19 protein-coding genes are annotated in these 23,444 nt (G+C 69.0%); 18 read left to right on the forward strand and 1 reads right to left on the reverse strand.

Features of this window, described 5'->3' with window-relative positions; all coding sequences use genetic code 11:
- Positions 1 to 197: 197 nt before the first annotated feature.
- The 6 genes from FDO69_RS16285 to FDO69_RS16310 all read left to right on the forward strand — a co-directional run bounded on the left by FDO69_RS16285 (position 198) and on the right by FDO69_RS16310 (position 8,160).
- On the forward strand, positions 198 to 1,709 hold the full coding sequence (locus tag FDO69_RS16285; RefSeq protein WP_104780533.1) for a sugar ABC transporter ATP-binding protein: 1,512 nt from the start codon (positions 198 to 200) through the stop codon (positions 1,707 to 1,709).
- Positions 1,706 to 2,677 carry an ABC transporter permease gene (locus FDO69_RS16290; RefSeq protein WP_104780534.1) on the forward strand — a complete coding sequence of 324 codons (972 nt, stop codon included), beginning with the start codon at positions 1,706 to 1,708 and terminating at the stop codon, positions 2,675 to 2,677. Before FDO69_RS16285 ends, FDO69_RS16290 begins: the two co-directional genes overlap by 4 nt.
- A 1-nt stretch (position 2,678) precedes the next feature.
- Positions 2,679 to 3,650 carry an ABC transporter permease gene (locus tag FDO69_RS16295; RefSeq protein WP_104780535.1) on the forward strand — a complete coding sequence of 324 codons (972 nt, stop codon included), beginning with the start codon at positions 2,679 to 2,681 and terminating at the stop codon, positions 3,648 to 3,650.
- Between the two features lie 22 nt (positions 3,651 to 3,672).
- Positions 3,673 to 4,845 carry a substrate-binding domain-containing protein gene (locus FDO69_RS16300; protein ID WP_104780536.1) on the forward strand — a complete coding sequence of 391 codons (1,173 nt, stop codon included), beginning with the start codon at positions 3,673 to 3,675 and terminating at the stop codon, positions 4,843 to 4,845.
- 4 nt (positions 4,846 to 4,849) lie between these two features.
- Complete coding sequence (locus tag FDO69_RS16305; RefSeq protein WP_104780537.1) at positions 4,850 to 5,728, forward strand: sugar phosphate isomerase/epimerase family protein; 879 nt, start codon at positions 4,850 to 4,852, stop codon at positions 5,726 to 5,728.
- Positions 5,729 to 5,865: 137 nt separating this feature from the next.
- Entirely contained in the window at positions 5,866 to 8,160 is a 2,295-nt protein-coding gene (locus FDO69_RS16310; RefSeq protein WP_104780581.1) for a ricin-type beta-trefoil lectin domain protein, read from the forward strand.
- A 57-nt stretch (positions 8,161 to 8,217) separates the two neighbouring features.
- Here the strand turns inward: FDO69_RS16310 and FDO69_RS16315 are convergent, their stop codons facing one another.
- Positions 8,218 to 8,988 carry a FadR/GntR family transcriptional regulator gene (locus FDO69_RS16315; RefSeq protein ID WP_104780538.1) on the reverse strand — a complete coding sequence of 257 codons (771 nt, stop codon included), beginning with the start codon at positions 8,986 to 8,988 and terminating at the stop codon, positions 8,218 to 8,220.
- 158 nt (positions 8,989 to 9,146) lie between these two features.
- On the opposite strand from FDO69_RS16315, the gene FDO69_RS16320 reads away from it, so the two are divergent.
- The 12 genes from FDO69_RS16320 to FDO69_RS16375 all read left to right on the forward strand — a co-directional run bounded on the left by FDO69_RS16320 (position 9,147) and on the right by FDO69_RS16375 (position 23,386).
- On the forward strand, positions 9,147 to 10,418 hold the full coding sequence (locus FDO69_RS16320) for an ABC transporter substrate-binding protein (RefSeq protein ID WP_104780539.1): 1,272 nt from the start codon (positions 9,147 to 9,149) through the stop codon (positions 10,416 to 10,418).
- Positions 10,419 to 10,602: 184 nt separating this feature from the next.
- Complete coding sequence (locus tag FDO69_RS16325) at positions 10,603 to 11,403, forward strand: carbohydrate ABC transporter permease (protein ID WP_234387966.1); 801 nt, start codon at positions 10,603 to 10,605, stop codon at positions 11,401 to 11,403.
- Positions 11,403 to 12,230, forward strand: coding sequence for a carbohydrate ABC transporter permease (locus tag FDO69_RS16330; protein WP_104780541.1), 828 nt, complete (start codon positions 11,403 to 11,405; stop codon positions 12,228 to 12,230). Before FDO69_RS16325 ends, FDO69_RS16330 begins: the two co-directional genes overlap by 1 nt.
- Positions 12,231 to 12,233: 3 nt before the next feature.
- Positions 12,234 to 13,436 (forward strand): mandelate racemase/muconate lactonizing enzyme family protein, encoded by a 1,203-nt coding sequence (locus tag FDO69_RS16335; protein ID WP_104780542.1) that lies wholly within the window; start codon positions 12,234 to 12,236, stop codon positions 13,434 to 13,436.
- Positions 13,433 to 13,750, forward strand: a complete 318-nt coding sequence (locus tag FDO69_RS16340; protein WP_104780543.1) for an SDR family oxidoreductase — start codon at positions 13,433 to 13,435, stop codon at positions 13,748 to 13,750. Before FDO69_RS16335 ends, FDO69_RS16340 begins: the two co-directional genes overlap by 4 nt.
- Positions 13,751 to 13,854: 104 nt before the next feature.
- Positions 13,855 to 14,700, forward strand: a complete 846-nt coding sequence (locus tag FDO69_RS16345) for an RNA polymerase sigma factor (protein WP_234387959.1) — start codon at positions 13,855 to 13,857, stop codon at positions 14,698 to 14,700.
- Positions 14,701 to 15,391: 691 nt separating this feature from the next.
- Positions 15,392 to 16,891 carry a ricin-type beta-trefoil lectin domain protein gene (locus FDO69_RS16350; RefSeq protein ID WP_104780545.1) on the forward strand — a complete coding sequence of 500 codons (1,500 nt, stop codon included), beginning with the start codon at positions 15,392 to 15,394 and terminating at the stop codon, positions 16,889 to 16,891.
- Positions 16,892 to 17,022: 131 nt separating this feature from the next.
- Complete coding sequence (locus FDO69_RS16355; protein ID WP_104780546.1) at positions 17,023 to 19,944, forward strand: glycosyl hydrolase family 95 catalytic domain-containing protein; 2,922 nt, start codon at positions 17,023 to 17,025, stop codon at positions 19,942 to 19,944.
- 272 nt (positions 19,945 to 20,216) lie between these two features.
- Complete coding sequence (locus FDO69_RS16360; RefSeq protein ID WP_324826459.1) at positions 20,217 to 21,260, forward strand: RICIN domain-containing protein; 1,044 nt, start codon at positions 20,217 to 20,219, stop codon at positions 21,258 to 21,260.
- A 799-nt stretch (positions 21,261 to 22,059) separates the two neighbouring features.
- Positions 22,060 to 22,269, forward strand: a complete 210-nt coding sequence (locus FDO69_RS16365; protein ID WP_104780548.1) for a hypothetical protein — start codon at positions 22,060 to 22,062, stop codon at positions 22,267 to 22,269.
- Positions 22,270 to 22,367: 98 nt separating this feature from the next.
- Positions 22,368 to 22,730, forward strand: a complete 363-nt coding sequence (locus FDO69_RS16370) for a hypothetical protein (protein WP_104780549.1) — start codon at positions 22,368 to 22,370, stop codon at positions 22,728 to 22,730.
- The gene (locus FDO69_RS16375) at positions 22,727 to 23,386 is read left to right on the forward strand and encodes a nucleotidyl transferase AbiEii/AbiGii toxin family protein (RefSeq protein WP_104780550.1); all 660 of its coding nucleotides are present in this window, start codon (positions 22,727 to 22,729) and stop codon (positions 23,384 to 23,386) included. The genes FDO69_RS16370 and FDO69_RS16375 overlap by 4 nt, the downstream gene beginning before the upstream one ends.
- The last annotated feature ends 58 nt before the right edge of the window (positions 23,387 to 23,444 follow it).

Consider the following 23,444-nt stretch of genomic DNA (forward strand, 5'->3'; position numbering starts at 1 on the left):
GCATCAGTCGTCGTGACTTGGCGCGCGACTGTGGACGGGCCGATTCGATAACAGATTTTGGCATATCAATCGCTGATGTCTGCTGGTATTGCCAGGCACTCATCCAGGCATTTACCCTCGGGGCGCGATGTCGCCATCGCGTCCGGCGAAAGTTCTCGGCTATTCGACCTGACGACGCGAATGCAGAGGTTCCCACGATGTCTGGCCTGCTGCCGTCGCCGCTGCTCGCTCTGCGAGGCATCGGCAAGTCGTTCCTCGGCGTGCGGGTGCTCGACGGCGTCGACCTCCAGGTCCGGCCGGGCGAGGTGCACGCGGTCGTCGGCGAGAACGGCGCCGGCAAGTCCACGCTCATGAAGGTGGTGTCCGGCGTCCACCAGCCCGACGAGGGAACGGTCGAGTTCGCCGGCGCACCGCGGACGTTCCGCAACCCGCGCGAGGCCCGGCAGGCCGGTATCGGCATCGTCTACCAGGAACTGACCCTGCTGCCCGAGCGCACCGTCGCGGAGAACGTCTGTCTGGGCCGCGAGCCCCTGCGCCGCGGGCTCGTCGACCGCAGGGCGATGCTCAGCCACACCGCGGAGCTCCTCGCCTCGGTCGGGGAGGGCTCGTTGCCGCCCGACACGCGCGTGGGACGACTCGGTGTGGCGCAACAACAGGTGGTCGAGATCGTCAAGGCGCTCGCCCTCGACGCGCGGCTGCTCATCATGGACGAGCCCACCGCGGCTCTCGCCGACCACGAAGTCGACCAGCTCTACGCGCTCGTACGGCGACTGCAGGAGCACGGGATCGGCGTCCTGTACGTCTCGCACCGGCTCAAGGAGGTCTTCGACCTGTCCAGCCGGATCACCGTGCTCAAGGACGGCCGGGCCGTGGCCACCTTGGACACCGTGGACACCAGCGCCGATCGGCTGGTGCGCCACATGGTCGGCCGCGAGCTGTCGAGCTACTACCCCGCCCCGGCCGAGCCGCAGGAGCTGGGCCCGGTGCGGCTGACCGTCCGGGGCGGAGGCAACCGGAAGCTGCGCGGCATCGACCTGCGGCTGCGCGCCGGCGAGGTGCTCGGCGTCGGCGGCCTGCAGGGCTCCGGCCGGTCCGCGTTGGCCCGCGCACTGTTCGGCGCCGCACCGTTCAGCACCGGCCGGGTGACCGTCGACGGAGCGCCGGTCCGGCTGCGCTCGCCCCGCGCCGCGATACGTGCCGGTATCGCCTACGTCTCCGAGGACCGCAAGGGCGAGGGCATCGTCGCCGGGCAGTCGGTGCTCGACAACGCGCTGCTGGCCGGCCGCGCCGTCCGCCTGGGCCGGGGCGGCCGCGGTGCCCGGACCGCGCGGGTCCGGGAGCTGCTCGCGGCCGTCGAGCTTCGCGCCGCGGGGGAGGAGCAGGAGATCCGTTTCCTGTCCGGGGGCAACCAGCAGAAGGTCGTGCTGGCCAGGTGGCTCGCGCTCGCCCCGAGGATCCTGCTCTTCGACGAGCCGACCCGGGGCATCGACGTGGGCGCCAAGTCGGCGATCCACGATCTCGTCCGCCGGCTGGCCTGCGACGGCGCCGCCGTGCTGATGGTCTCGTCCGAGCTGCCCGAACTGCTCGGCATGAGCGACCGGATCGTCGTCATGCGCGACGGCCGGATCGCCGGCGAGCTACCCACCGGCGCGAGTGAGGAGGATGTCGTCGCCCTGGCGGTCGGCACCGTGGGGGAGGCGGCCGGATGAGCGGCGCGCTGTCCCTGCCGACCCGGCGGACCCCGCCCGGCGTGTTCGTCGCCCTGGTCCTCACCCTGGCGATCGGCTGGATCGTCGTCACTCTCGATGGCGGCCGGCTGTTCAGCGTGCCGACGACGGTGAGCCTGCTCCACGTCGCCGCCGGTCTGGGCCTCGTCGCGGTCGGCCAGACGCTGGTCATCGTCGGGGGCTCGCTGGACCTGTCCGTGGCGTTCGTGGTGAGTCTGAGCACCCTCGTCGCCGCCGAGACCATGGCCGGCGACGATGGTGCGCTGCTGCCGGCGATCGGCCTGACGCTCGCCGTCAGCGCCACGATCGGCCTCGTCAACGGCCTGCTCGTCACCGCAGCGCGGATCAACCCCTTCATCGCGACCGTCGGCGTCGGACTGCTGCTGAAGGGATACCTCGACAACGGATACGACGGTCCGGCCGGCAAGACCGCACCCGCCCTGGTGCAGGGCCTGGGGTACCAACGCATCGGCCCGGTGCCGCTGTCGTTCCTGCTGCTGCTCGCCGTCGCCGCCGCGGCCTGGTTCGTGCTGGCGCGCACCCGCTTCGGCCACCACCTGATCGCCGTGGGCGGTGACCCGGAGGTCGCCCGGCTCTCCGGCGTGCGGGGCAGCCGGGTCCTCGTCACCGCCCATGTGCTGTGCGCCCTGTGCGCCGGCCTCGCCGGGGTCTACCTCGCCGGCCGCCTCGGCGCCGGCGCACCGAGGGTGGGCACCGAGGGACTGTACGACCTGGAGTCGATCGCCGCGGTGGTGCTCGGCGGCACCGCCCTGGCCGGCGGGCGCGGCAGCGTCGTCGGCACGGTCGGCGGCGTGCTGCTGCTCGCGAGCATGGACGCCATCTTCAACCAACTCGAGGTCGACGTGTTCTTCAAGCAGGCGATCCGTGGCGTGATCATCATCGCGGCGGTCGCCGTCTACGCCCGCCGAGCCATGCGAAAGGCGTCATAGCATGCGGATCGCACGCCCACCGCGGCTCCTCACCTTCCGCTCCGGCGGTCTCGCACCGATCCTCGTGATCCTGGCGGTGTTGCTGATTCTGCTGACCGCCCGCCAACCGGACTTCCTCTCGCCGCCGTCGCTGATGTCGTTCCTCGGCCGCTCCGCGCCGGTCGTCCTGCTCGCCGCCGGCCAGTACTTCGTGATCGTCTCCGGCGAGTTGGACCTGTCCGTCGGCTCTCTGGTCACCGCGCAAGTGGTCATCGCCGCCCGGCTGATCGACGGAGATCCGTCGGCCGGCCGGCCTGTCGCCGTGCTCCTGCTCGCGTTCGGCATCGCCGTAGGCCTCGTCAACGGCCTCGTCACCACGCTGCTGCGGGTGCCGTCGTTCATCACGACCCTCGGGATGTTCCTGATCCTCGTCGGTGCCGTGTACCTGTGGTCCGACGGTGCCCCGAAGGGCGGCCTCTCCGAGGAATTCCGCCGGCTCGGCCGGTCGGCGTTCGAGGACCTGCCCGTGCTGGGCCGGATACCGTACGCCCTGGTCGTCCTGCTGGCGGCGGCCGCCGCGGCGCTGGTGCTTACGCGTTCGGACTTCGGCCGCACCCTGGTCGCCGTCGGCGGCAACCCGCGGACCGCCGAGCTGAGCGGCGTGCGCGTGTGGCGCGCCAAGACCATGGCGTTCGTCCTCAGCTCAGTCGCCGCCACGCTCGCGGCGGTCCTCATCGGCGGGTACAGCGGAGTGTCGTTCCAGGCCGGTGCCGGCCTCGAGTTCGGCGCGATCACCGCGGCGGTCCTCGGCGGTGTCGCTCTGGGCGGGGGCCGCGGTTCGGTCGTCGGCGCGATGCTGGGCGCACTGACCCTCGAGACGCTCTTCACGCTCATGAACTTCTACGGCGTCTCCGGCGCCCTCAGACCGACCGTCCAGGGCGCGATCATCCTGCTCGCCGTGGCGGCGGCGTCCTTCCGTCTCCCGTCCAGATAAAGGGGATTCCGTGCGGCATTCCATGACGGTACTGGCCGTGAGCGCCTTACTGGTGCTGTCCGGCTGCGCCACCGACGAGCCCACCACCGGCGCATCGGGTTCGCCCTCCGCGGGCACCGGGTCGGGTACCGGGGAGCAGTCGAAGTTCTTCGTGCGGGCCGACTACGACAAGCAGCTCGCGCTCCTGGACGCCACGCCCACCGGGCCGGCCGGCAAGCCCTGGGAGCAGGCGCTCAACCCGGAGATGGTGGAAACCGCGAAGTTCAAGAAGCCCGGACCGTACAAGATCTGCTTCTCCAACGCGGGGCTGAACAACCCCTGGCGCCAGGTCGGTTTCAAGACCATGCGCGCCGAGGTCGACACGCACCGCGGCCGGATCTCCGAGTTCGTCCACGTCGATGCCGAAGGCAAGGACCAGAAGCAGATCGCCGACATCAACGACCTGCTCGGCAAGGGCTGCCACGCGCTCATCGTCTCGCCGAACACCACCGCGACGCTCACCCCGGCCGTTGAGGCCGCCTGCCGCAAGGGCCTGCCGGTCATCGTCTTCGACCGCGGCGTCGACACGACCTGCCCGGTGACGTTCATCAACCCGATCGGCGGCTACGGATTCGGCCACGTCGCGGCGGAGTTCGTCAGCCAGAAGATGAAGGCGGGCGGCAAGGTGCTCGCACTGCGCATTCTGCCCGGTGTCGATGCGCTGGAGACCCGTTGGGCCGCGGCGAAGATCGCCTTCGACAAGGCGGGAGTCGACATCGTCGGCGTCGAGTTCACCGACGGCGACCCGGCCAGGACGAAGAAGATCGTCAACGACTACATCCAGCGGTACGGCACGATCGACGGCGTCTGGATGGACGCCGGGGCGGTCGCGGGCGCGGCGGTCGAGGCGTTCGAGGACGCCGGCAAGCCCGTGCCGCCGATCAACGGCGAGGACCAGCTCGACTTCCTGAAGCTGTGGAAGGACAAGAAGCTCACGGCGATCGCCCCGACCTACCCGACCTACCAGTGGCGCACCCCGATCATCGCCGCGCTGAAGATCCTCGACGGCGAGCAGGTGCCGAACCCGTGGAAGCTGCCACAGCCGACCATCACCCGGGACAACCTGGACGAGTACGTCGACCCCACCATGCCGCCACTGCACTACGCGATGTGCGGCTGCACCGATCTGCCCGGCTACCCGCGGCGCTGGAAGTAGTCCGGTGTACACCATCGGTGTCAACCCGTGGGTCTGGGCCTCGCCGGTCGACGACGAGGCCATGGCCGAGCTGGTGCCGCGGATCGCCGCGTTCGGGTTCGACGCGGTCGAACTGCCGATCGAGCGACCCGGCGACTGGGACCCGGCCCGCACCCGGGACCTGCTGGCGGCGTACGGTCTGCGCGCGGTCGGCGTCTGTGCGGTCACCTCGACCGGACGTGACCTCGTGAACGCCCCGCCGGAGGTCGTCGCCTCCACCGTGGCGTACCTGAAAACGTGTGTGGACAGTGCGGTCGCCGTCGGCGCGCCCTGCGTCGGCGGACCGGTCTACGCCGCGGTAGGGCGTACCTGGCGCATGTCACCGCCTGAGCGCGCGGCCTGCTACGCGGACGTCCGCCGCGCCCTGCGGCCAGTGGCCGACCACGCGGGGGAGCGGGGCGTGAGCATCGGCGTGGAGGCCCTCAACCGCTATGAGACGAGCGTCGTCAACACGGTCGAGCAGGCGGTGGAGCTGATCGACGGCCTGCCCGCGAACGTCGGTCTCATGATCGACACCTATCACATGAACATCGAGGAGGCCGACCCCTACGAGGCGCTCGTCACGGCTGGTCCGCACATCAAGCACGTCCAGGTCAGCGGCACCGACCGCGGCACCCCGGGCGCCGACCACTTCGACTGGCCGCGCTTCCTCGCCGGCCTGGCCACGACCGGCTACGGCGGCGCGGTGTGCATCGAGTCGTTCACCGCGCGGAACGAGGCCATCGCCACCGCGGCCTCGATCTGGCGGCCGCTCGCCCCGTCGCAGGACGCCCTCGCCCGTGACGGGCTGTCCTACCTCCGAACTGTCCTGCGTGGACTGGAAAACGCTCCCTTGACCGGATGACAGGGGTGGGCTCGCTTTTGCCGTCGTCCCCTTCCGCCCGGAAACCCCCACAAGGAGAAAAGGTGTTCACCACTCTCACGATACGAAGGCGGCTGCTGGCCGGAGCCGCCACAGTCGGTCTGACCGCGACCGCCGTGATGGCGTTCCCCGCGCCCGCAGCCGCGGCTCCCCACACCGTGCACGTCTCGCCGTCCGGCACCGGCACCGACTGTTCCAGCGCGCAGCCGTGCTCACTGACAGCCGCGCAGGCGGAGGTGCGATCGCTCAATGACTCCATGTCGGACGACATCGTGGTGCAGTTGGCCGACGGTGTGTACCGGCTGGCCCAACCCTTACGGCTGACGGCGGAGGACTCCGGCTCAGGCGGCCACACGGTCGTGTGGCGGGCCGCCCCGTCGGCGCGCCCGGTGATCACCGGTGCCCGGGCGGTCACCGGCTGGTCGGTGGCCGACGCGGCCAAGAACATCTGGAAGGCCGACGTGCCCGCCGGTCTCGATGCCCGGCAGCTCTATGTCGACGGCGCCGTCGCCACCCGGGCACGCACACAGGTGAACAGGTCCGACTTCACGGCCTCCAGCGCCGGAATGAGGTTCTCGAACGGTGCGCTGAGCTATCTGAACAACCTGGCCGGCCAGAGCCGGATCGAGGTGGAGAGCGTCAACTCCTTCACCGACCGGTACTCCCCGGTGCAGAGCATCAGCTCGAACTTCATCACGATGCAGCAGCCGGCGTGGAACAACAACAACTTCGGCTACGACACCCTCATGAAGCCACACCGGGCCGGCCCGTTCTACCTGACCAACGCGTACGAGTTCCTGGACTCCCCCGGCGAGTGGTACCTCAACCCCACGGCCGGAACCCTGTACTACATCCCCCGGGCCGGGCAGAACATGAGCACCGCCGGCGTGGAACTGCCGAGGCTGCAGTCGCTGGTGAACGTCGGAGGCACGTACGGCGAGCCGGCGCACCACATCACCTTCAGCGGGATCACCTTCACCGGTACGAGCTGGCTGGGCCCCAGCAGCAACCAGGGTTACGCAGACCAGCAGACCGGCGCCTACATCTCCGGCAACTGGAGCTGGCCGGGCTTCGACTCCTGCCACAACGGCTGCACGCAGTTCGAGGCCGCCCGGCCGCACTGGCAGCAGATGCCGGCCGCCGTGCAGGTCTCCGCCGCCAACACCATCACCTTCAGCGACTCCCGGTTCGTCAACCTGGGCCAGACGGCCATCGGTATCGGCAACGATGCCAACGCGCACGCCGGCGGCGTCGGCCTGGGCGCCCGCGACATCACGGTGACCCGGTCGGAGATCGCCCGGAGCTCAGCCGGTGGCATCCTCGTGGGCGGCGTGCGCGCCGACGCCCACCACCCCAGCGACCAGCGCATGGTCAACAGGGACATCACGATCAGCAACAACCGCATCCACGACCTCGGGGCGGACTACCGGGGCATCGTCTCCGTCCTGACCACGTACGTCACCAACAGCACCGTCGCGCAGAACGAGGTCTACAACATGCCGTACTCCGGCATGTCGATCGGGTACGGCTGGGGCGCCAACGACGCGGGTGGCAGCAACCACTACGCCAACCGCGGCCTGTACAACTACCAGCCGCGCTACACGACGCCGACCACCGCGTCCAACAACCGGCTCATCGGCAACTACATCCACGACGTCATGCAGCAGATGAACGACGGTGGCTGCATCTACACCCTCGGATGGAACCCGAGCGCGCAGATCAGCCGGAACCACTGCCTGCGGACCAACGGATACTTCGGGGTGTACTTCGACGAGGGCTCGAAGTACTACAAGGTCACCAACAATGTCTTCTCGAACACCGGTACGTGGGCGACGGCCAACTACTGGGGCGGCGAGAACATGGGGAACTGGACCGTCACCGACAACTGGTCGACCAACGGCAGCACGAACGTGACCAACGGGGACCGAGGCAACGTGGTCTCCGGCAATGTGACGGTCACCAACGGCAACTGGCCTTCCGGTGCCCAGGACGTGATGGCGTCCGCCGGACCGCAGGGCACCACCCCACCGCCGACGGGCCAGCAGATCGTGGGCGCGCAGTCGGGCCGCTGCCTGGCCGTCCCCGGCACCACCAACGGCACCCAGACCCAACTGTGGGACTGCACCGGCGCGGCCGGCCAGACCTGGACCTACACCACCGGCAAGCAGCTGACCGTCCACGGAAACAAGTGCCTCGACGCCAGCGGACGCGGCACCACCAACGGCACCGCGGTCATCATCTGGGACTGCACCGGCCAGAACAACCAGCAGTGGAACGTCAACCCTGACGGCACCATCACCGGCGTCCAGTCCGGACTGTGCCTCGACGCCAACGCCGCAGGCACCGCCAACGGCACCAGGACCATCCTCTGGTCCTGCAACGGCGGCACCAACCAACAGTGGACACTGCGATAGCGGAATGCATCGGCCTCGCTCGCGACAGGACCCGTAGGCCGCGAGCGGGGCTCGCCTCTAACGCCGTAGCAGGGTCGGCTCGCCCGGCCCGCTGCGGCGCACCACCCACGCCTCGGTGATGTGGGTGAACATCGCCTCGGCCGCACCCTTGGGGTCGTGCGCGGCGATCCGCTCGTAGATGCGCCGATGGCCGTGGTTGGACGCGACGCAGAAGGCGCGGCCGGTTCGGCCCATGTAACGGGCAGAGTTGATGACCTGGCGCTCCAGCGAACGGACCACGGCACGGCCGATGCGGTTCTCCGACGCCTGCATGACGGTGTCGTGGAACGCCCGGTCCTCTTCGTGGTACGAAGCGGGGTCGTCGACGAGCTCGTCCATCCGCTCCACCAGACCGCGTAGCTGGTCGATCACCTCGGCGTTCGCCACACGGGCGGCGACGTTGGCCATGTCGGACTCCAGCACGCGGCGGGTCGCGACCAGGTGATCGAGGATGGCCAGGCTCTCGTCCTCGGCGATCGTCGCGCCGAGGACCAGTTCGTCAAGCATGTTCCACATCGCCGGCGGGGTGACCATCGTGCCGGCGCCCTGGCGGACCTGCACCAGCCCCTTCTCCTGAAGGATCTTCACCGCCTCGCGGACCACGGTGCGGCTGACCGAGAAGGTCTCGCAGAGCACGGGCTCAGGGGGGAGCGACGAACCGGACGGGTGGATTCCACGGACGATCCGCTCCACCAGCTCAGCCGTGACCGCGGCGGCAAGGTTCGCCGGGCGCCGGCTCCAGGCGGGGGCCTCGGAGGCCTCTGCGGATGACTGCGGTACTGCCGTCATGACACCCCCCGGGACCCGTGCCGTACCACGGATGCTCGCCAACTATACGCCATCCGGTTGACGTCATACGTCATACGAGTTACATACGTCATACGAGTTGCGTTCCTCCTCAACCTCAACCGCCGGACAGCCGGCCACCTCAGGAGAGCGGGGCAGCAATGAAGCAGCGAACACCGTGGTCGGCGACCCTGGTTGCCGGTCTCGTCGTCTTAGCCGGCTGCGGCAGCGCCTCCGACCCGGATGCGGCGCCCGGCGGTTCGAAGGGCAAACTCGTCGTCTGGGACTGGAAGTCCGGCGACGCCGCGGCCTCCTCCTACATCAAAAAGGCCAAGGCGGACTTCGCCCAGCGGCATCCCGGCGTGACGGTCGAGTTCGTCGCGCAGCCCTTCGAGCAGTACTACACCCTGCTCGGGGCCGCCGTCCAAGCCGGCAAAGGGCCGGACGTCATGCTCTTCAACGGCGGCGGGCAGATCCGCGACCGGGCGGACTCCCTTCTGCCCTTGGACGAGTACGTCCGTGAGGACAAGAAGCGGCTGGCCGGGTGGGAGGCCTTCGCCAAGGACAGCAAGACCTACGCCGCTCCGGTGACCTTGCAAGGTCACCCGATCTACTACAACAAGTCGCTCTACCGGAAGGCAGGGCTGGACCCGGAGCAGCCGGCCACCAGCTGGGACGAGTTCGTCGCCGACTGCCGGACCATCATCAAGGCGACCGGTGCCAGGTGCTTCGCGCAGGGCAACAAGGAAGGCATCGGTATCCAGTTCTTCCTGTCCGGGCTCGGCTCGGGCGTCCTGTCGCCCAGAGAGTACGACGACTGGATCGCCGGCAGACGAGACTGGTCCTCGCCGGCGGTCAAGCGGCTCTTCTCGCTCTGGAAAGAGGCCGACGACAAAGGCCTGAACAACGACGGGGCCAACTCGACGGCGATGTTCAACGACGCGTTCGCGGTGTTCGAGTCGAACAAGGCCGCCCACGTCATCGGGTTGATGTCGGACGTCGGGCACTGGAAGGACTTCGGCGAATTCCTCGACGCCGGCGATGTCGGCGTCATGAAGGCGCCGGTCGTCACGGCCGGTGCCACGCCGAGCCTTCCCTACGACGGCGGCATCGGCTACGCCGTCGCGAAGTGGACCAAGGACCCCAAGGCCGCCGCCGACCTGGTGCGCTCCCTGACTTCGACCGACGCACTAAAGTCGTTCTACGCCGACGCGGGCGCCATCGCGGCCGACCGCACCGTGGACGTCTCGAGCGCCGGCCCGGCCGTCGCCACGATCGTGTCCGAGATCGACCGTGGCAAGTCCGCCCTGCATGTGGCCCTGTCGTCCAAGACAGTGGACCTGATGGGGCGGCTGTCCCAGCAACTGCTGAGCGGATCGGTCACGGTCGACGCCGCGGTCAAGCAGCTGGCGGCGTCCGACCAGGCGGGCTGAGGCCATGTCACCCATTGGTTCATCGGCCCGCACTGCGCAAGCAGGGCGGACCGCCGGGGTGCGAGCAGGTGAGGCGGTAGATGGCCGCGGCCCTGCGTCGAAGTCTCCGCGAGCCCGGAACGGCCGGCGCGCAGACCGCCTCGCCCCCTACGTCCTGGTCGCTCCCGCTGTCCTGATCATCGTGGTGCTCCGGCTCTGGCCACTGGGACTGGGTGTCAACTTCTCCTTCACCGGTGACGGCGAACACAACGGCGCCACGGTGGGGTTCGACAACTATGCGCAGCTCATCGACGACCCGCTGTTCCGCACCGCGCTGCGCAACGTCGGACTGCTGGTGCTGCTGCTGCCGGTCGCGGTCGCGATCCCGGGACTGCTCGCCACCTTCATCTATCTGCGGGTCCCAGGTCACCCGGTCTTCCGGAGCGTCTACTTCTTCCCGGCCGTGCTCTCACCGGTGATCGTCGGAGCGATCTTCAACCTGCTCCTGGCCTTCGACGGTCCCGTGAACGCCGTGCTCGGCGGCTCGGGGCTCGGCCCGGTGGACTGGCTCGGCGATCCCGACGTAGCCATGTTCACCGTCGTCGGCGTGTACATCTGGGCGACGTCGGGGATGGCGCTGGTGGTGTTCCTGGCCGGGTTCGCGACCCTGGACTCCGCACTGCTGGACGCCGCCCGGGTCGACGGCGCCTCGCTCGCGCGGATGATCTGGCACGTCATCATCCCGGGCCTGTCCCGCACCCTCCAGTTCGTCGTCGTCACCACGATGATCGGGATGCTGACCTCGATGTTCGGGCTGCTCTACGTCATGACCAGTGGTGGCCCGGAAGGGTCGACCTACCTGCCCGAGTACTACATCTGGGTCCAGCAGGGGCAGATGAGCCGCCCGGCGCTGGCGTCGGCCGCGTCCACGGTCCTCTTCCTCATCATGCTGGCCGTGGGCCTGCTGCAGGTCGGCCTGCTGCGCCGGGCGGGGAGGGAGGACTGATGTCCCGCCTGGGACCGAGCAGATGGCTGGTCGCCGTGCCGATGGGGCTCCTCGCCCTGGCGACGATCTACCCGCTGCTGTTCACCGCCAACGTCGCGATGAAGACCCGCCGGGAGTACATCCTCGACCGGTTCTCCCTGGCCGGCACTCTCAGATGGGACAACCTCAGCACCGCGTGGAACAGCGACGGCATGGGGCGGTACTTCCTCAACTCCGTGATCGTGGTGACCTGCGCCGTGGGGCTGCTCCTGCTCATCGGGTCCATGGCCGGGTTCGCGCTGGCCCAGGTGCGGTTCCGGGGCTCGTCCGCGCTGACTCTGGTCTGCCTCGCGGCACTGTTCGTCCCGTTCCAGGTGATCATGGTGCCGCTGGCCAGGATCATGGCCGACGGCGGTCTCATCGACACCTATCCGGGACTGGTCCTCGCCTACGTCGCGCAGTTCCTGCCGTTCACCGTTTTCTTGCTGACGAGCTACTACCGAGCGGTGCCCACCGAGCTCGTCGACGCCGCACGGATCGACGGGAACACCCTGTACGGCGTCTACCGGCGCATCATGCTGCCGATGGGTGCTCCGGCACTGCTGTCGGTGGGCATCCTCGACGCGCTGTTCTGCTGGAACGACGTGCTCATCTCGCTGCTGATGATGCCGTCGGCCGACCATCGCACCCTGATGGTGGGCATCACCGCCCTGCGCGGCCAGTACTCCGCCGACATCCCCACCTTCGCAGCCGGCGTCCTGATCGCCGGGCTCCCCGTGTTGGTGACCTACCTGTTCCTGCAGCGCCAGATCGCCGACGGCGTGACGGCCGGCGCGACGAAGGGCTGACGCATGCGCATCACCGGGTACAGAACCCTGACGACGGCACAGCGATGGGGGCGACCTGTCGGTGACGCCAACGGCGTCTACGCCGACGGCGTCATGCCCGTACCGGTCGTCATCGTCGAGACCGATGAGGGGGTCACCGGAGTCGGCCTGGGACCGCACGTGGAAGCCGAGGTGATCTTCGCCGCCATCGACGGCCAGGACCCGCGCGCGGTGACCGCCCTCTACGACCGCATGCTGCGGCACACCTTCAAAGCCGGGCATGCCGGCGTGGTGTTCGGCACGATCGGCGCGTTCGACACGGCGTTGTGGGATATCAAGGCACAGGCCGTGGGTGAGCCGCTGTGGCGGTTGCTCGGCGGCAACGACCGCATGGTCCGCGCCTACGCCTCCGGCCTGGACATCGGCCTCACCGACGACGAGCTCGTGGCCACCTACCAGGTCTATGCCGAACGCGGGCTGAGGGCGGCGAAGCTCAAGGGCGGCCTGGACATCGAGCGTGACCGGCACCGGCTGTTGCTCGTACGCGAGGTACTGACCGAGGCTGCGCACGGCACCCGGCCAGGGCTCATGCTGGATGTGAACGAGTCCTGGAGCCGCAAGCAGGCGGTACGCCACGTCGGTGAACTGGAACGCACACTCGACCTGACCTGGGTCGAGGAGCCGGTCCGGCGCTGGGACGCCAACGGCCTGGCCGCTGTCAGCCGTGGCGTACGGACGGCGGTCGCCAGTGGGGAGAACCTCACCGGCCTCGAGCAGTTCCGCCCGCTGATCGCGGCCGAAGGCGTCGACGTCGTCCAGACGGCCGCGGTCTGGGGAGTCACCCACTTCCTGCGTGTCGCCGCGCTGGCGCACGCCTACGACCTGCCGGTCAGCCCGATCGGCAACACGCCTGTCGCGCTGCTGCACGCCGCGACGTCGGTGCCCAACCACCTCGTCAGCGAACTGCAGGGCCTGCAGCCGCCGATCGGCGTCGCGATGGACCTGCACGTCGAGGACGGCGCCTTCGTGCTCGGCGACACGCCGGGCCTGGGCATCCGGATCGACGAAACGGTGATGACCGCGGCACCTCAGGGCACGGCACACGCAGCCGACGGACCGCACATACGGCCGGAGCAGGCCGGCCGGCGGCTGCTCGCGGTCACCCCCGGACCATGCCGATCCACCGCGGAAGGGACGTCAGACACCATGGAGATGGAGGATCGATGAAGGCGGTTGTCCACCGCGGAGCCCGCACCCTCGAGATCGAGATCGAGAGCCGGGTCGCCGAAGCACCGGCCCTGGGGAAGGAGTGGCGCGGACGCGACGTCGACGCCATCGCATCGGGCTGCATCGCCATCGACAACACCGAGGCGTTATGCGCGGACCCTCGGCGCACCCGGGCGATCCTCGCCCAGGTCCCGGCCGGCCGCCGGAGACGCCCGGACGATCTCGCCGGGGCCGCGGTGTTCCGCGCCTCCGCGGCGTCGGACTGTGTCAAAGGCGTCGTGCTTCCCGCTGATGGCGGATGGCTGGGGCGATGATGGGCCGCCAACTATTGTCAGCCGGCCACGCCCGAGTCGATCGTGGGCGCGAACCCGACGGGGGCGATGTGCGCGGCGCCTGGGGTGGTCTTGCCCGAGGCCACGTGTACGGGCTCGTGAAGGCGGCCGGCCGAGCCGACGAGCCGAACCTGGTCGTCGCCGCACAGGCCGGCGATCCACGAGCGCTCGACGACCTGGCCGCGACGTACCTGCCGCTGGTGTACGCGATCGTGCGCAGGGCACTGGGTGAGCTTGCGGACGTCGACGACGTGGTGCAGGAGACGATGCTGCGGGTACTTCCCGAGCTGCGCACATTGCGCGCCCCGGAGTGCTTCCGGCCCTGGCTGGCCACGATCGCGACACGACAGATCAGCACTCATCTGCACCGGCGGCAGGCGGACGCCGAACGGACGGCCCCCCTCGAGGAGATGACCGACCCGCCGGACGCCGACGCCGAGAACCTGGCCCTGATCCACGTCGAGCTGTCCGGTCATCGCCGAAAGACCGTACGCGCCAGTCGATGGCTCGACCCGGACGCCCGCGCGCTGCTGTCGCTGTGGTCGCTGGAGACCGCGGGCCGGCTGACGAGGGCGGAGCTCGCGGCGGCGCTGGGAACAAGCGTGGCTCACGCGGGTGTGCGCGTCCAGCGGATGCGCAACCAGCTGGAGCTGAGCCGGTCACTCGTCGTCGCGCTGGAAGCCAGCCCCCGATGCCCACAGCTGACCGCCGCGCTGGCTGGCTGGGACGGCGTACCGAGCACGCTGTGGCGTAAGCGCATCGTCCGGCACACCCGATCCTGTGCGGACTGCGGCCGGGCCGCCGGCGAACTGGTACCCCTTGAGAGGCTGATCGTCGCCTTGGCGCTGCTCCCGTCCCGCCGACGCGGTCGGCCATGGTGTTTCGGCGCTACGGCGAATGCGAATGCGACTGTTCAAGCCGGTCGCCGATAACGGAAACTGCCGCGGTTTACACACGTCCGTCACTCCAATTCGCCGGTCTGAATAGGTTATGGGGGGTGGCCGGCAATAGTCCCGCTTCCCCGGTTGGTTGCACGACGGCTCAAGCCCGCAAATATCGACGGTTCCCTCTTGAATGGACCATGTCAATCTGTCAATCTTTCAGTCGTTGACCCGTAACGTTCCCCATTCATGTCATGACCTGTGACCGGGGGAAGTCAAAAGCGATCTACGGATTTCCGGCGCCCACACAGTGATGTGGCTCCGACTGCGAAAGGTGCCGACAATGAATGAATTCGTGCGCTCGGCCGATCCGCCGCGGCGGCCCCGGGCCCGAGCGATCCCGCCCCTGCTGCCAGACCTGTCAGCCGGGTTGGTCGCGGCCGGCTACATGTCGGTTCCCGACCGAGAGTTTCCCATCCCCCTGCCGTGGCGGACGGGGTTACTCACCCAGACCGACTCCACCTGCTGACCGGAGGTCCGGGCGAAGCCGGGGAGAGAGGCTTTCCAGGCGCCACGGCAGCGGCATGACGCTGACATGCTCGCTGCGCGAGCGATCTGGGAGGGGGTCGGCGCGGAGAGGGCAAGCTCCGCGCCGGCTTGCCCGGCTGCCGGCAGGCGGCCGGCGTCAACAGATCCTGCACAGCGCAGACGTGACCACACCGCCAACCGGGAAGGCACGACCATGCCCCACCCCCATCGCCGGCGCTACCTCGCCCGGGCCCTCGCCTGCATCCTGACCGCTCTCGGCGCGCTCGCGGTCGTCGAGCCCCAGAGCGCCTCGTCGGCCGCCGCCGACACCGCCCAGTTCCGCGGCGTCAACTGGGCCCGACTCGGTGACAACTTCCACGGTGGACCGCTGGTCCTGCACGGGTTGAGCGGCTCCGACAGCTACCAGACGGTCGTGGCGAAAGCCAACGCCGTCTACACCGGCTTCGAGAACAACCTCGGCGCCAACACCGTTCGGCTCCCGATCAACACCTACACCGTCGGGACGAGCTGGTGGAGCGCGTACACGGGCGCGATAGACGCGGCCACCGCGAAGGGATTCAAGGTCGTCCTCTCCTACTGGGAGGACGGGGTGGCCGCCCGCGGCGGTCGCATCGTCGACGCGAGCGCCTTCGACACCATGTGGAACACCGTGCTTGCCCGGTACGGCACCAACAGCCTCGTCTACTTCGAGCCGATGAACGAACCGGCGGGGCACAGCGCCGGCGAGTGGGCGAACGTGGTGAGCAACTGGATCAACGGCCGCCCGTCGATTCCGCGTGACCGCGTCTTCGTCAGCGGCGCCGGACTGAACACCGACATCAAATCCATGTGCGCCGACCGCCGCCTCGACGGGACGTTCCTGTCGCTGCACCACTACACGTTCTTCAGCGGCGCGAAGACCTACGACCAGTGGGTGGCGTACCTGCGGAACGCGATCGGCTCGTGCGCCGACCGCACTGTCGTCGACGAGTTCGGCGCGCCGATGGATACCGGGCTGAACTACCACGACGCCGGCAGCACCGACAACTTCGTGCGCTACTTCCGGGCCACCACCACGGTACTCCGGGAACTGCGGATCGGCTCCATCTACTGGCCCGGGCTGGGCGGCAAGATACGCGCCGGCCAGGGTGACGACTGGTATGCCATGCAGAAGCTGCACGGCACCGGTACCAACCTCACGCTCAGCACCCCCAGCGCCAGCGGCCGCGAGCGCCTCCGGTACGGCTGGGGCCTGGACGGCGACGCCCCGGCTCCGACGAGCCTCCTGCGCAACCTCGGCACCGGGCGCTGTCTGGACATCCCCGGCGGGACCACGGCGAACCTCCAGGTCCAGGCGGACACCTGCGCCAACTCGGTGGGCCAGCAGTGGACGTTGACGGCCGGCGGACAGATCACCGCACTCGGGGGCCGGAAGTGCCTGGATGCGTACAGCAGCGGGACGACGAACGGCGCCGTGGTCGGCACGTGGGCGTGTAACGGCGGCGACAACCAGCGTTGGACGGCGGGCACTGACGGCACCGTCCGCAGTGCTCACTCCGGCCTCTGCCTCGATGTGAACACCGCCACCTTCAAGGTGCAGCTGTGGGCTTGCTGGGGCGGCGACAACCAGAAATGGCAGATCCAGAACGCTGACTCGCGACGCGAGGCCCGACTCGGCGGATACGGCGGATACGGCGGATACGGCGGCCGGTGACCGCCGCCGCGGCCGAATCGATGGCGACGGCCTGGGGCTCGTCGGAGAGGCACCGTACGGCCGTCGCCTTCTCACGGCGGTCGGCATCACCGAAGTCAGCGACCTGCTCCAGTCCGTGAAGGGAGTACGACATGTCCGAGGTGACACGCAGACGGTTTCTCGCCGCCGGGGCGGCGGCTGGAGCAGGGATCGTGCCGGGTGGGTGGACGGCCGTGGCCAGGGCCGGCTCGGCCGCGCCGCCGGAGGTGCGGGCCGCCGACGACCTCGCCCTGTGGTACGACAAGCCGGCCGGCGCGGACTGGCTCCGGGCACTGCCGATCGGCAACGGACGTCTGGGCGCGATGGTGTTCGGCAACGTCGACACCGAACGGCTGCAGCTCAACGAGGACACCGTCTGGGCCGGCGGTCCGTACGACTCCGCCAACCCCCGCGGCGCGGCCAACATCGCGGAGATCCGACGGCGGGTCTTCGCGGATCAGTGGGGGCCGGCGCAGGACCTGATCAATCAGACGATGCTGGGCAGCCCGGCCGGACAGCTGGCCTACCAGCCGGTCGGAAACCTTCGGCTCTCCTTCGGCAGCGCCACCGGTGCGTCGCAGTACAACCGGACCCTCGACCTCACCACCGCCACGGCCATCACGACCTACGTGCTGAACGGCGTGCGGTACCAGCGTGAGGTGTTCGCCAGCGCACCCGACCAGGTGATCGTGGTCCGGCTGACGGCCGACCGGGCCAACTCCATCGCCTTCACCGCCACATTCGACAGTCCCCAACGGACCACGGTGTCCAGCCCGGACGGGGCCTCGATCGCCCTCGACGGCACCTCCGGCACCATGGAGGGCATCGCCGGGCGGGTCCGGTTCCTCGCTCTGGCCAACGCCGCCGTGACCGGCGGCACGGTCAGCAGCTCGGGCGGCACGCTGCGGGTCTCCGGCGCCACCAGCGTGACGGTGCTGGTGTCGATCGGCTCCAGTTACGTCGACTTCCGTAAGGTCGACGGCGACTACCAGGGGATCGCGCGGAGCCACCTCAGCGCTGCCCGCAACGTCGGCGTCGACCAGCTGCGCAGCCGGCATCGCGCCGACTATCAGGCGCTGTTCAACCGAGTGTCGGTCGATCTGGGACGTACGGCGGCGGCCGACCAGCCGACCGATGTACGGATCGCACAGCACGCGCAGGTGAACGACCCGCAGTTCTCCGCCCTGTTGTTCCAGTTCGGCCGGTATCTGCTCATCTCGTCCTCGCGGCCGGGCACCCAGCCGGCGAACCTGCAGGGCATCTGGAACGACCAGATGGCTCCGTCCTGGGACTCGAAGTTCACCATCAACGCCAACCTGCCGATGAACTACTGGCCCGCCGACACGACGAACCTGTCCGAGTGCTTCCGCCCGGTCTTCGACATGATCGACGACCTGACCGTGACCGGCGCCCGGGTGGCCCAGGCGCAGTACGGCGCCGGCGGCTGGGTGACGCACCACAACACCGACGCGTGGCGGGGCGCATCGGTCGTCGACGGAGCACAGTGGGGGATGTGGCAGACCGGTGGCGCGTGGCTGGCCACCCTGATCTGGGACCACTACCTGTTCACCGGTGACATCGACTTCCTCCGCTCGAACTATCCGGCCCTGAAGGGCGCCGCCCAGTTCTTCCTCGACACCCTGGTCGCCCACCCGACGCTCGGACACCTGGTCACCAACCCGTCGAACTCTCCGGAGCTCGCTCACCATGCGAACGCCACCGTCTGCGCGGGGCCCACCATGGACAACCAGATCCTGCGAGACCTCTTCAACTGCGTCGCCCGAGCCGGCGAGATCCTCGGCGTGGACCCCGCCTTCCGCGCTCAGGCACTGGCGGCCCGGAACCGGCTGGCGCCGACGCGGGTCGGCTCCCGGGGCAACATCCAGGAGTGGCTGGCCGACTGGGTGGAGACCGAGCGAACTCACCGGCACGTCTCCCACCTGTACGGTCTGCATCCGAGCAACCAGATCACCAAGCGCGGGACACCCCAGTTGCACGAGGCCGCGCGGCGGACGCTGGAGCTGCGCGGCGACGACGGGACGGGATGGTCGCTCGCGTGGAAGATCAACTTCTGGGCACGGTTGGAGGACGGCGCCCGGGCCCACAAGCTGATCCGGGACCTCGTGCGGACGGACCGGCTCGCGCCCAACATGTTCGACCTGCACCCACCCTTCCAGATCGACGGCAACTTCGGCGCCACCTCGGGCATCGCGGAGATGCTGTTGCAGAGCCACAACGGCGAACTGCACGTGCTGCCGGCGCTGCCGCCCGCCTGGCTGACCGGGCGCGTGAGCGGACTGCGCGGCCGCGGCGGACACACCGTCGGCGCCGAATGGAGCAGCGACCGGATCGAGTTCGTCGTCACACCCGACCGAACCGGTGCCGTCCGGGTGCGCAGTCGGATCCTCGCCGGCGACTTCACCCTGAAGGACGATTCGAGCGGCGAGCCGGTCCAGCCGAAGCAGCTCGAGGCCGATCTCATCGAGTTCACCGGCCAGGCCGGCCACACCTACCGCGCGTCCGCACTCAGGTCGGGGCCGGTGGAGGCCGGCGTGGCCTATCGGCTGGTGGCCCAGCACAGCGGCAAGGCCGCCGACATCAACGGCGCGTCCACGGCCGCCGGTGCGCGGCTGATCCAGTGGCAGATCACCGCCGGTCCCAACCAGCACTTCGAGTTCCTGCCCTCCGACGGAGGGCACTACAAGATCCGGCTTGGGCACAGTGGTCTGTTCCTGCACGTCGCCAGTAGCGGCAGCGGCGCCGACATCACCCAGCAGCCGGACACCGACACCACCGGCCAGCAGTGGCGGACAGTCGACCACGGCGGTGGCGTGATCAGTCTGGTCAACCGGCAGAGCGGCCTCGCCCTGGACGTGTGGGAGGCCTCCACCGCCGACGGAGCCCGTATCTCCCAGTGGACAGCCACGGGGAGCGCCAACCAGCGATTCCGACTCGACCGCATCCAGCCCCAGGGCGAACCGCGGCCCGACCGACCAGTCAGAGCCATGTCACCGAGCAGCAAGGGAGTCGCATGATGTCGATCCACAGATGGTTGTTCGGGCGAGCCGTGTTAGCGGCATTGCTCGTTCTGGCCATGGCCGGCGGGGCAGGAGTCAGCGTTGCGGCCGACACGTCGCCCACCGCCGCGGCCACCCCTGCGGGGACCGCCGGATGCGGACGTGCCCCCACACTGACGAGCGGTACGCACACGATTCAAAGCAGCGGTAAGAATCGCTCCTTCATCCTGAGCATCCCTGAGAACTACGACAACACCCGCCAACATCGACTGGTCTTCGGATTCCACTGGTTGGGTGGCACCGCCGGGCAGGTCGCCGGGGGCGGAAGCGACGGCGATGTCTATGCCCACTACGGACTCCGGCGACTGGCGAACAACAGCGCGATCTTCGTAGCCCCGCAGGGCCTCAACAACGGCTGGGGCAACTCCGGCGGCGAGGACGTGACCTTCGTCGACGACATGATCAGGCGTATCGACAACGACCTCTGTGTCGACACCACGCAGCGCTTCGCCCTCGGCTTCAGCTACGGCGGAGCCATGAGCTACGCACTCGCGTGTGCCAGGCCGAACGTCTTCCGTGCGGTCGCCGCGATAGCCGCACCCGGGGGGATCAGCGGGTGCAGCGGGGGCACCCAGCCCTTCGCGTACATGGGAATCCACGGCATCAACGACAACATCGGCGCCGGTCGCGGACTGCGGGACAGGTTCGTCCGGAACAACGGCTGTACTCCTCAGAACCCGCCGGAGCCCGCGTCGGGCAGCCGCACCCACATCACCACCGCCTACTCGGGCTGCCGAGAGGGGTATCCGGTCGTGTGGGCGGCGTTCGACGGAGGTCACCAGCAAGGCCCCGTGGACGGGTGCGCCGGCTGTGAGAGCGGCGCCAGGAGCTGGGTCAAGCAAGAGGTCTGGAGCTTCTTCACGGGTGCTGAGCCGAACCCGAATCCCCCGGACCCGACCACCTTCCGGCTGCGGAGCCAGTCCGCCGGCCGATGCCTGGACGCCAGCGGTGCCAACTCGTCCAACGGCGCCCCGATGGTCATCTGGGCCTGCCACACCGGCGCCAACCAGCAATTCACTCAGACCGGACAGACCCTGCGGGTGATGGGCAGATGCCTGGACGTGCCGAGCAACGCCACCTCCGGTGCCCGAGCACGGATCTGGGACTGCACCGGCGGCGCGAACCAGCAATGGAATGTGAACACCGACGGAACCGTCAGCAACGTCCAGACCGGCCTCTGCCTGGACGTCGACGGCGGCAGCACCGCCAACGGCGCTGCGGTGATCGTGTGGAGCTGCCACACCGGCGTCAACCAACGCTGGGCCCGAGGGTAAGCAGAGCTGTGAAGGCGGCCGCAGCAGTCGCGGCCGCCTTCATCTCCGGCCGGCCCAGCCCTTCGGAAGTCTGTCCCGGCCTGACCGCACCCTGACCCCAGCGGCTCGTCCACCACAACCCGAACTCGGACATCTGCAACGCCGACGCGGCCCATGCCCTGCCCGGCGTGTTCTGTGCAGCGATCACTCTTCCTATGTCCCTCGCTTACCTGATGTGCCGTCAGGTAAGTCAGCATCTGATCAGCATCAGTCCCCTCACATTCCGAGACGGATGTCCGAGCAGACGTCTCGGCGGCGGCGTCACGACAGCCCGGTTCGCGTGGAAGTACGCAGTGAGCCTTCTCCCCATACGGAAGCGATGTTCCTCACAGCCATCGACTCCGACGCCTGCCGGTGTACAGTGAAGACCGCCCTTGACCTGCAAAAAGCAGGCAGGGAGCCGCCTTCAGGAGTTCAACATGCTGCGCACCATGTTCAAGTCCAAGATCTAGCACTTAGGTGTTGTTGCAGGTCAGAGGCTTGATGGCTCCACTCGGGTCAGCAAACGGTCAGCATCGGGCGCGGGAGTGTGCCAGCTTGCTGACCTGGTGGCTGCCATGACGGGGACCGGGACACAGGTGCCTTACTCCCGTTTGAGACGTGGGCTGCGTGCCTCGACAGCTCGTCCGCGGCATGGGTCCGGAGCGAGTGGGCTGCGTTCGGGGCCGAAGCGGCGTGCCTTGGGGATGCCGCCTGCCCCCTCCGGCCGCTACCGGGAACTAGCCGGCCCGGTGTCCTTCTCGTCCACTGCGCTGGCGCCATGGGCCTCGGCTTCGACACCGTCGTCATTTCCGACACCGAGACCGAAGCCGCAGCCGACTCCACTGCGGCGGCCCTCCGCGTGACCTGCTGCGTCATGATCACCGGCGCCCGCGAGCGGGGCTGGTCCCGGGTCGGCAGGCCAGCCGGTTGCCGCGCCGCCTGGGGGCTGCACGGGCAGGCGATGATGCGCCAAGCACCCACTGGGTGAGATGTCCGAGGGAAGGGCGGGCGGCGCCCGACCCGTACATACGACAGGGGAGCCCCGTATCCGCCACGCCGCCGCTGCCCGGCAGCGATACTAGATGCATGGACACGACGATCACCGCCCCCCGTGCCGAGGTGCTGCGGGACCGCTACCGCAGCCGACTGCCCGAGCGCTTGCAGGAGCTGGCCGGCCCCGTCGAGGGCAACGTGGACCTGCCGCTCCACATCGTCTGGTCCGGGCGGACGAGCTACAGCCTGGACCGTCCGAAGTCCCGCATGACGCTCTACCGGACCGTCCTCGCCGAAGGACTGAGTGAGGACCTGGTGGCCCTCCTGCACCACCGGCTGCTCATCGAGCAGTGGCCCGTGCTGCGGCGTTTGATCAGTCCCTACATCCGCGAGGTCTGGGAGGACGCCTTCCCCGAGCTGCTCCGCACCGCTCCGGCCGACACAACCGCCGCGTGAAGCTCACTCCGCTCCACGAGCGTCTCCTCGCCGACATCCTCGATCTCGGCTCCCCCTACCCTCTGGTCCTCACCGGCGGATACGCGGTGCAGGCCCACGGCCTGGTAGAACGCTTCAGCCGTGACCTCGACGTCGCCACTGAGAATCCCGCCCCGATGCAGGAGATCATCGCTTCACTCACAGCAGGTCTCAGCGCGCGCGGATGGCGGACCACGCACGTCCAGACCGATCCGCTCAGCGGCCGGTTCCTCGTCACCGATCCGGACACCGGCGAGGAGTGCGAGGTCGACGTCCTCAAGGAGGCGTTCTGGGCTCCGCCCGCCCAGACCCCCTACGGCCCCGTTCTCTCCCTTGACGACGTGATCGGCACGAAGGTCCGTGCCCTCGCCGACCGCGGCACCGTCCGCGACCTCATCGATGTCCAGGCTGCCTCCCGCCACCGCTCCACCGCCGACCTCGAATCCCTGGGCCGCCGTCGCGCCCACGACGAGTTCAGCCTCGAAGACCTCCGGGACCGGCTCGTCGGCGCGGACTGGTACGAGGATGAGGACTACACCGCGTACGGGCTCACCTCCCGGCAGATCGAAGAACTCAAGGCGTGGGCGCTGGCGTGGGCGGAGGATCTGGGTGCACGGATCCATGACGAGAACGCCTGAGAGGCGGTCATCGCGTCCATCCCTTCTACCGTCGTTGCAACGAGAGGATGCGGTGTAG

This window comes from Streptomyces tibetensis (genome assembly GCF_007655005.1).
Lineage (GTDB): Bacteria > Actinomycetota > Actinomycetes > Streptomycetales > Streptomycetaceae > Streptomyces > Streptomyces tibetensis.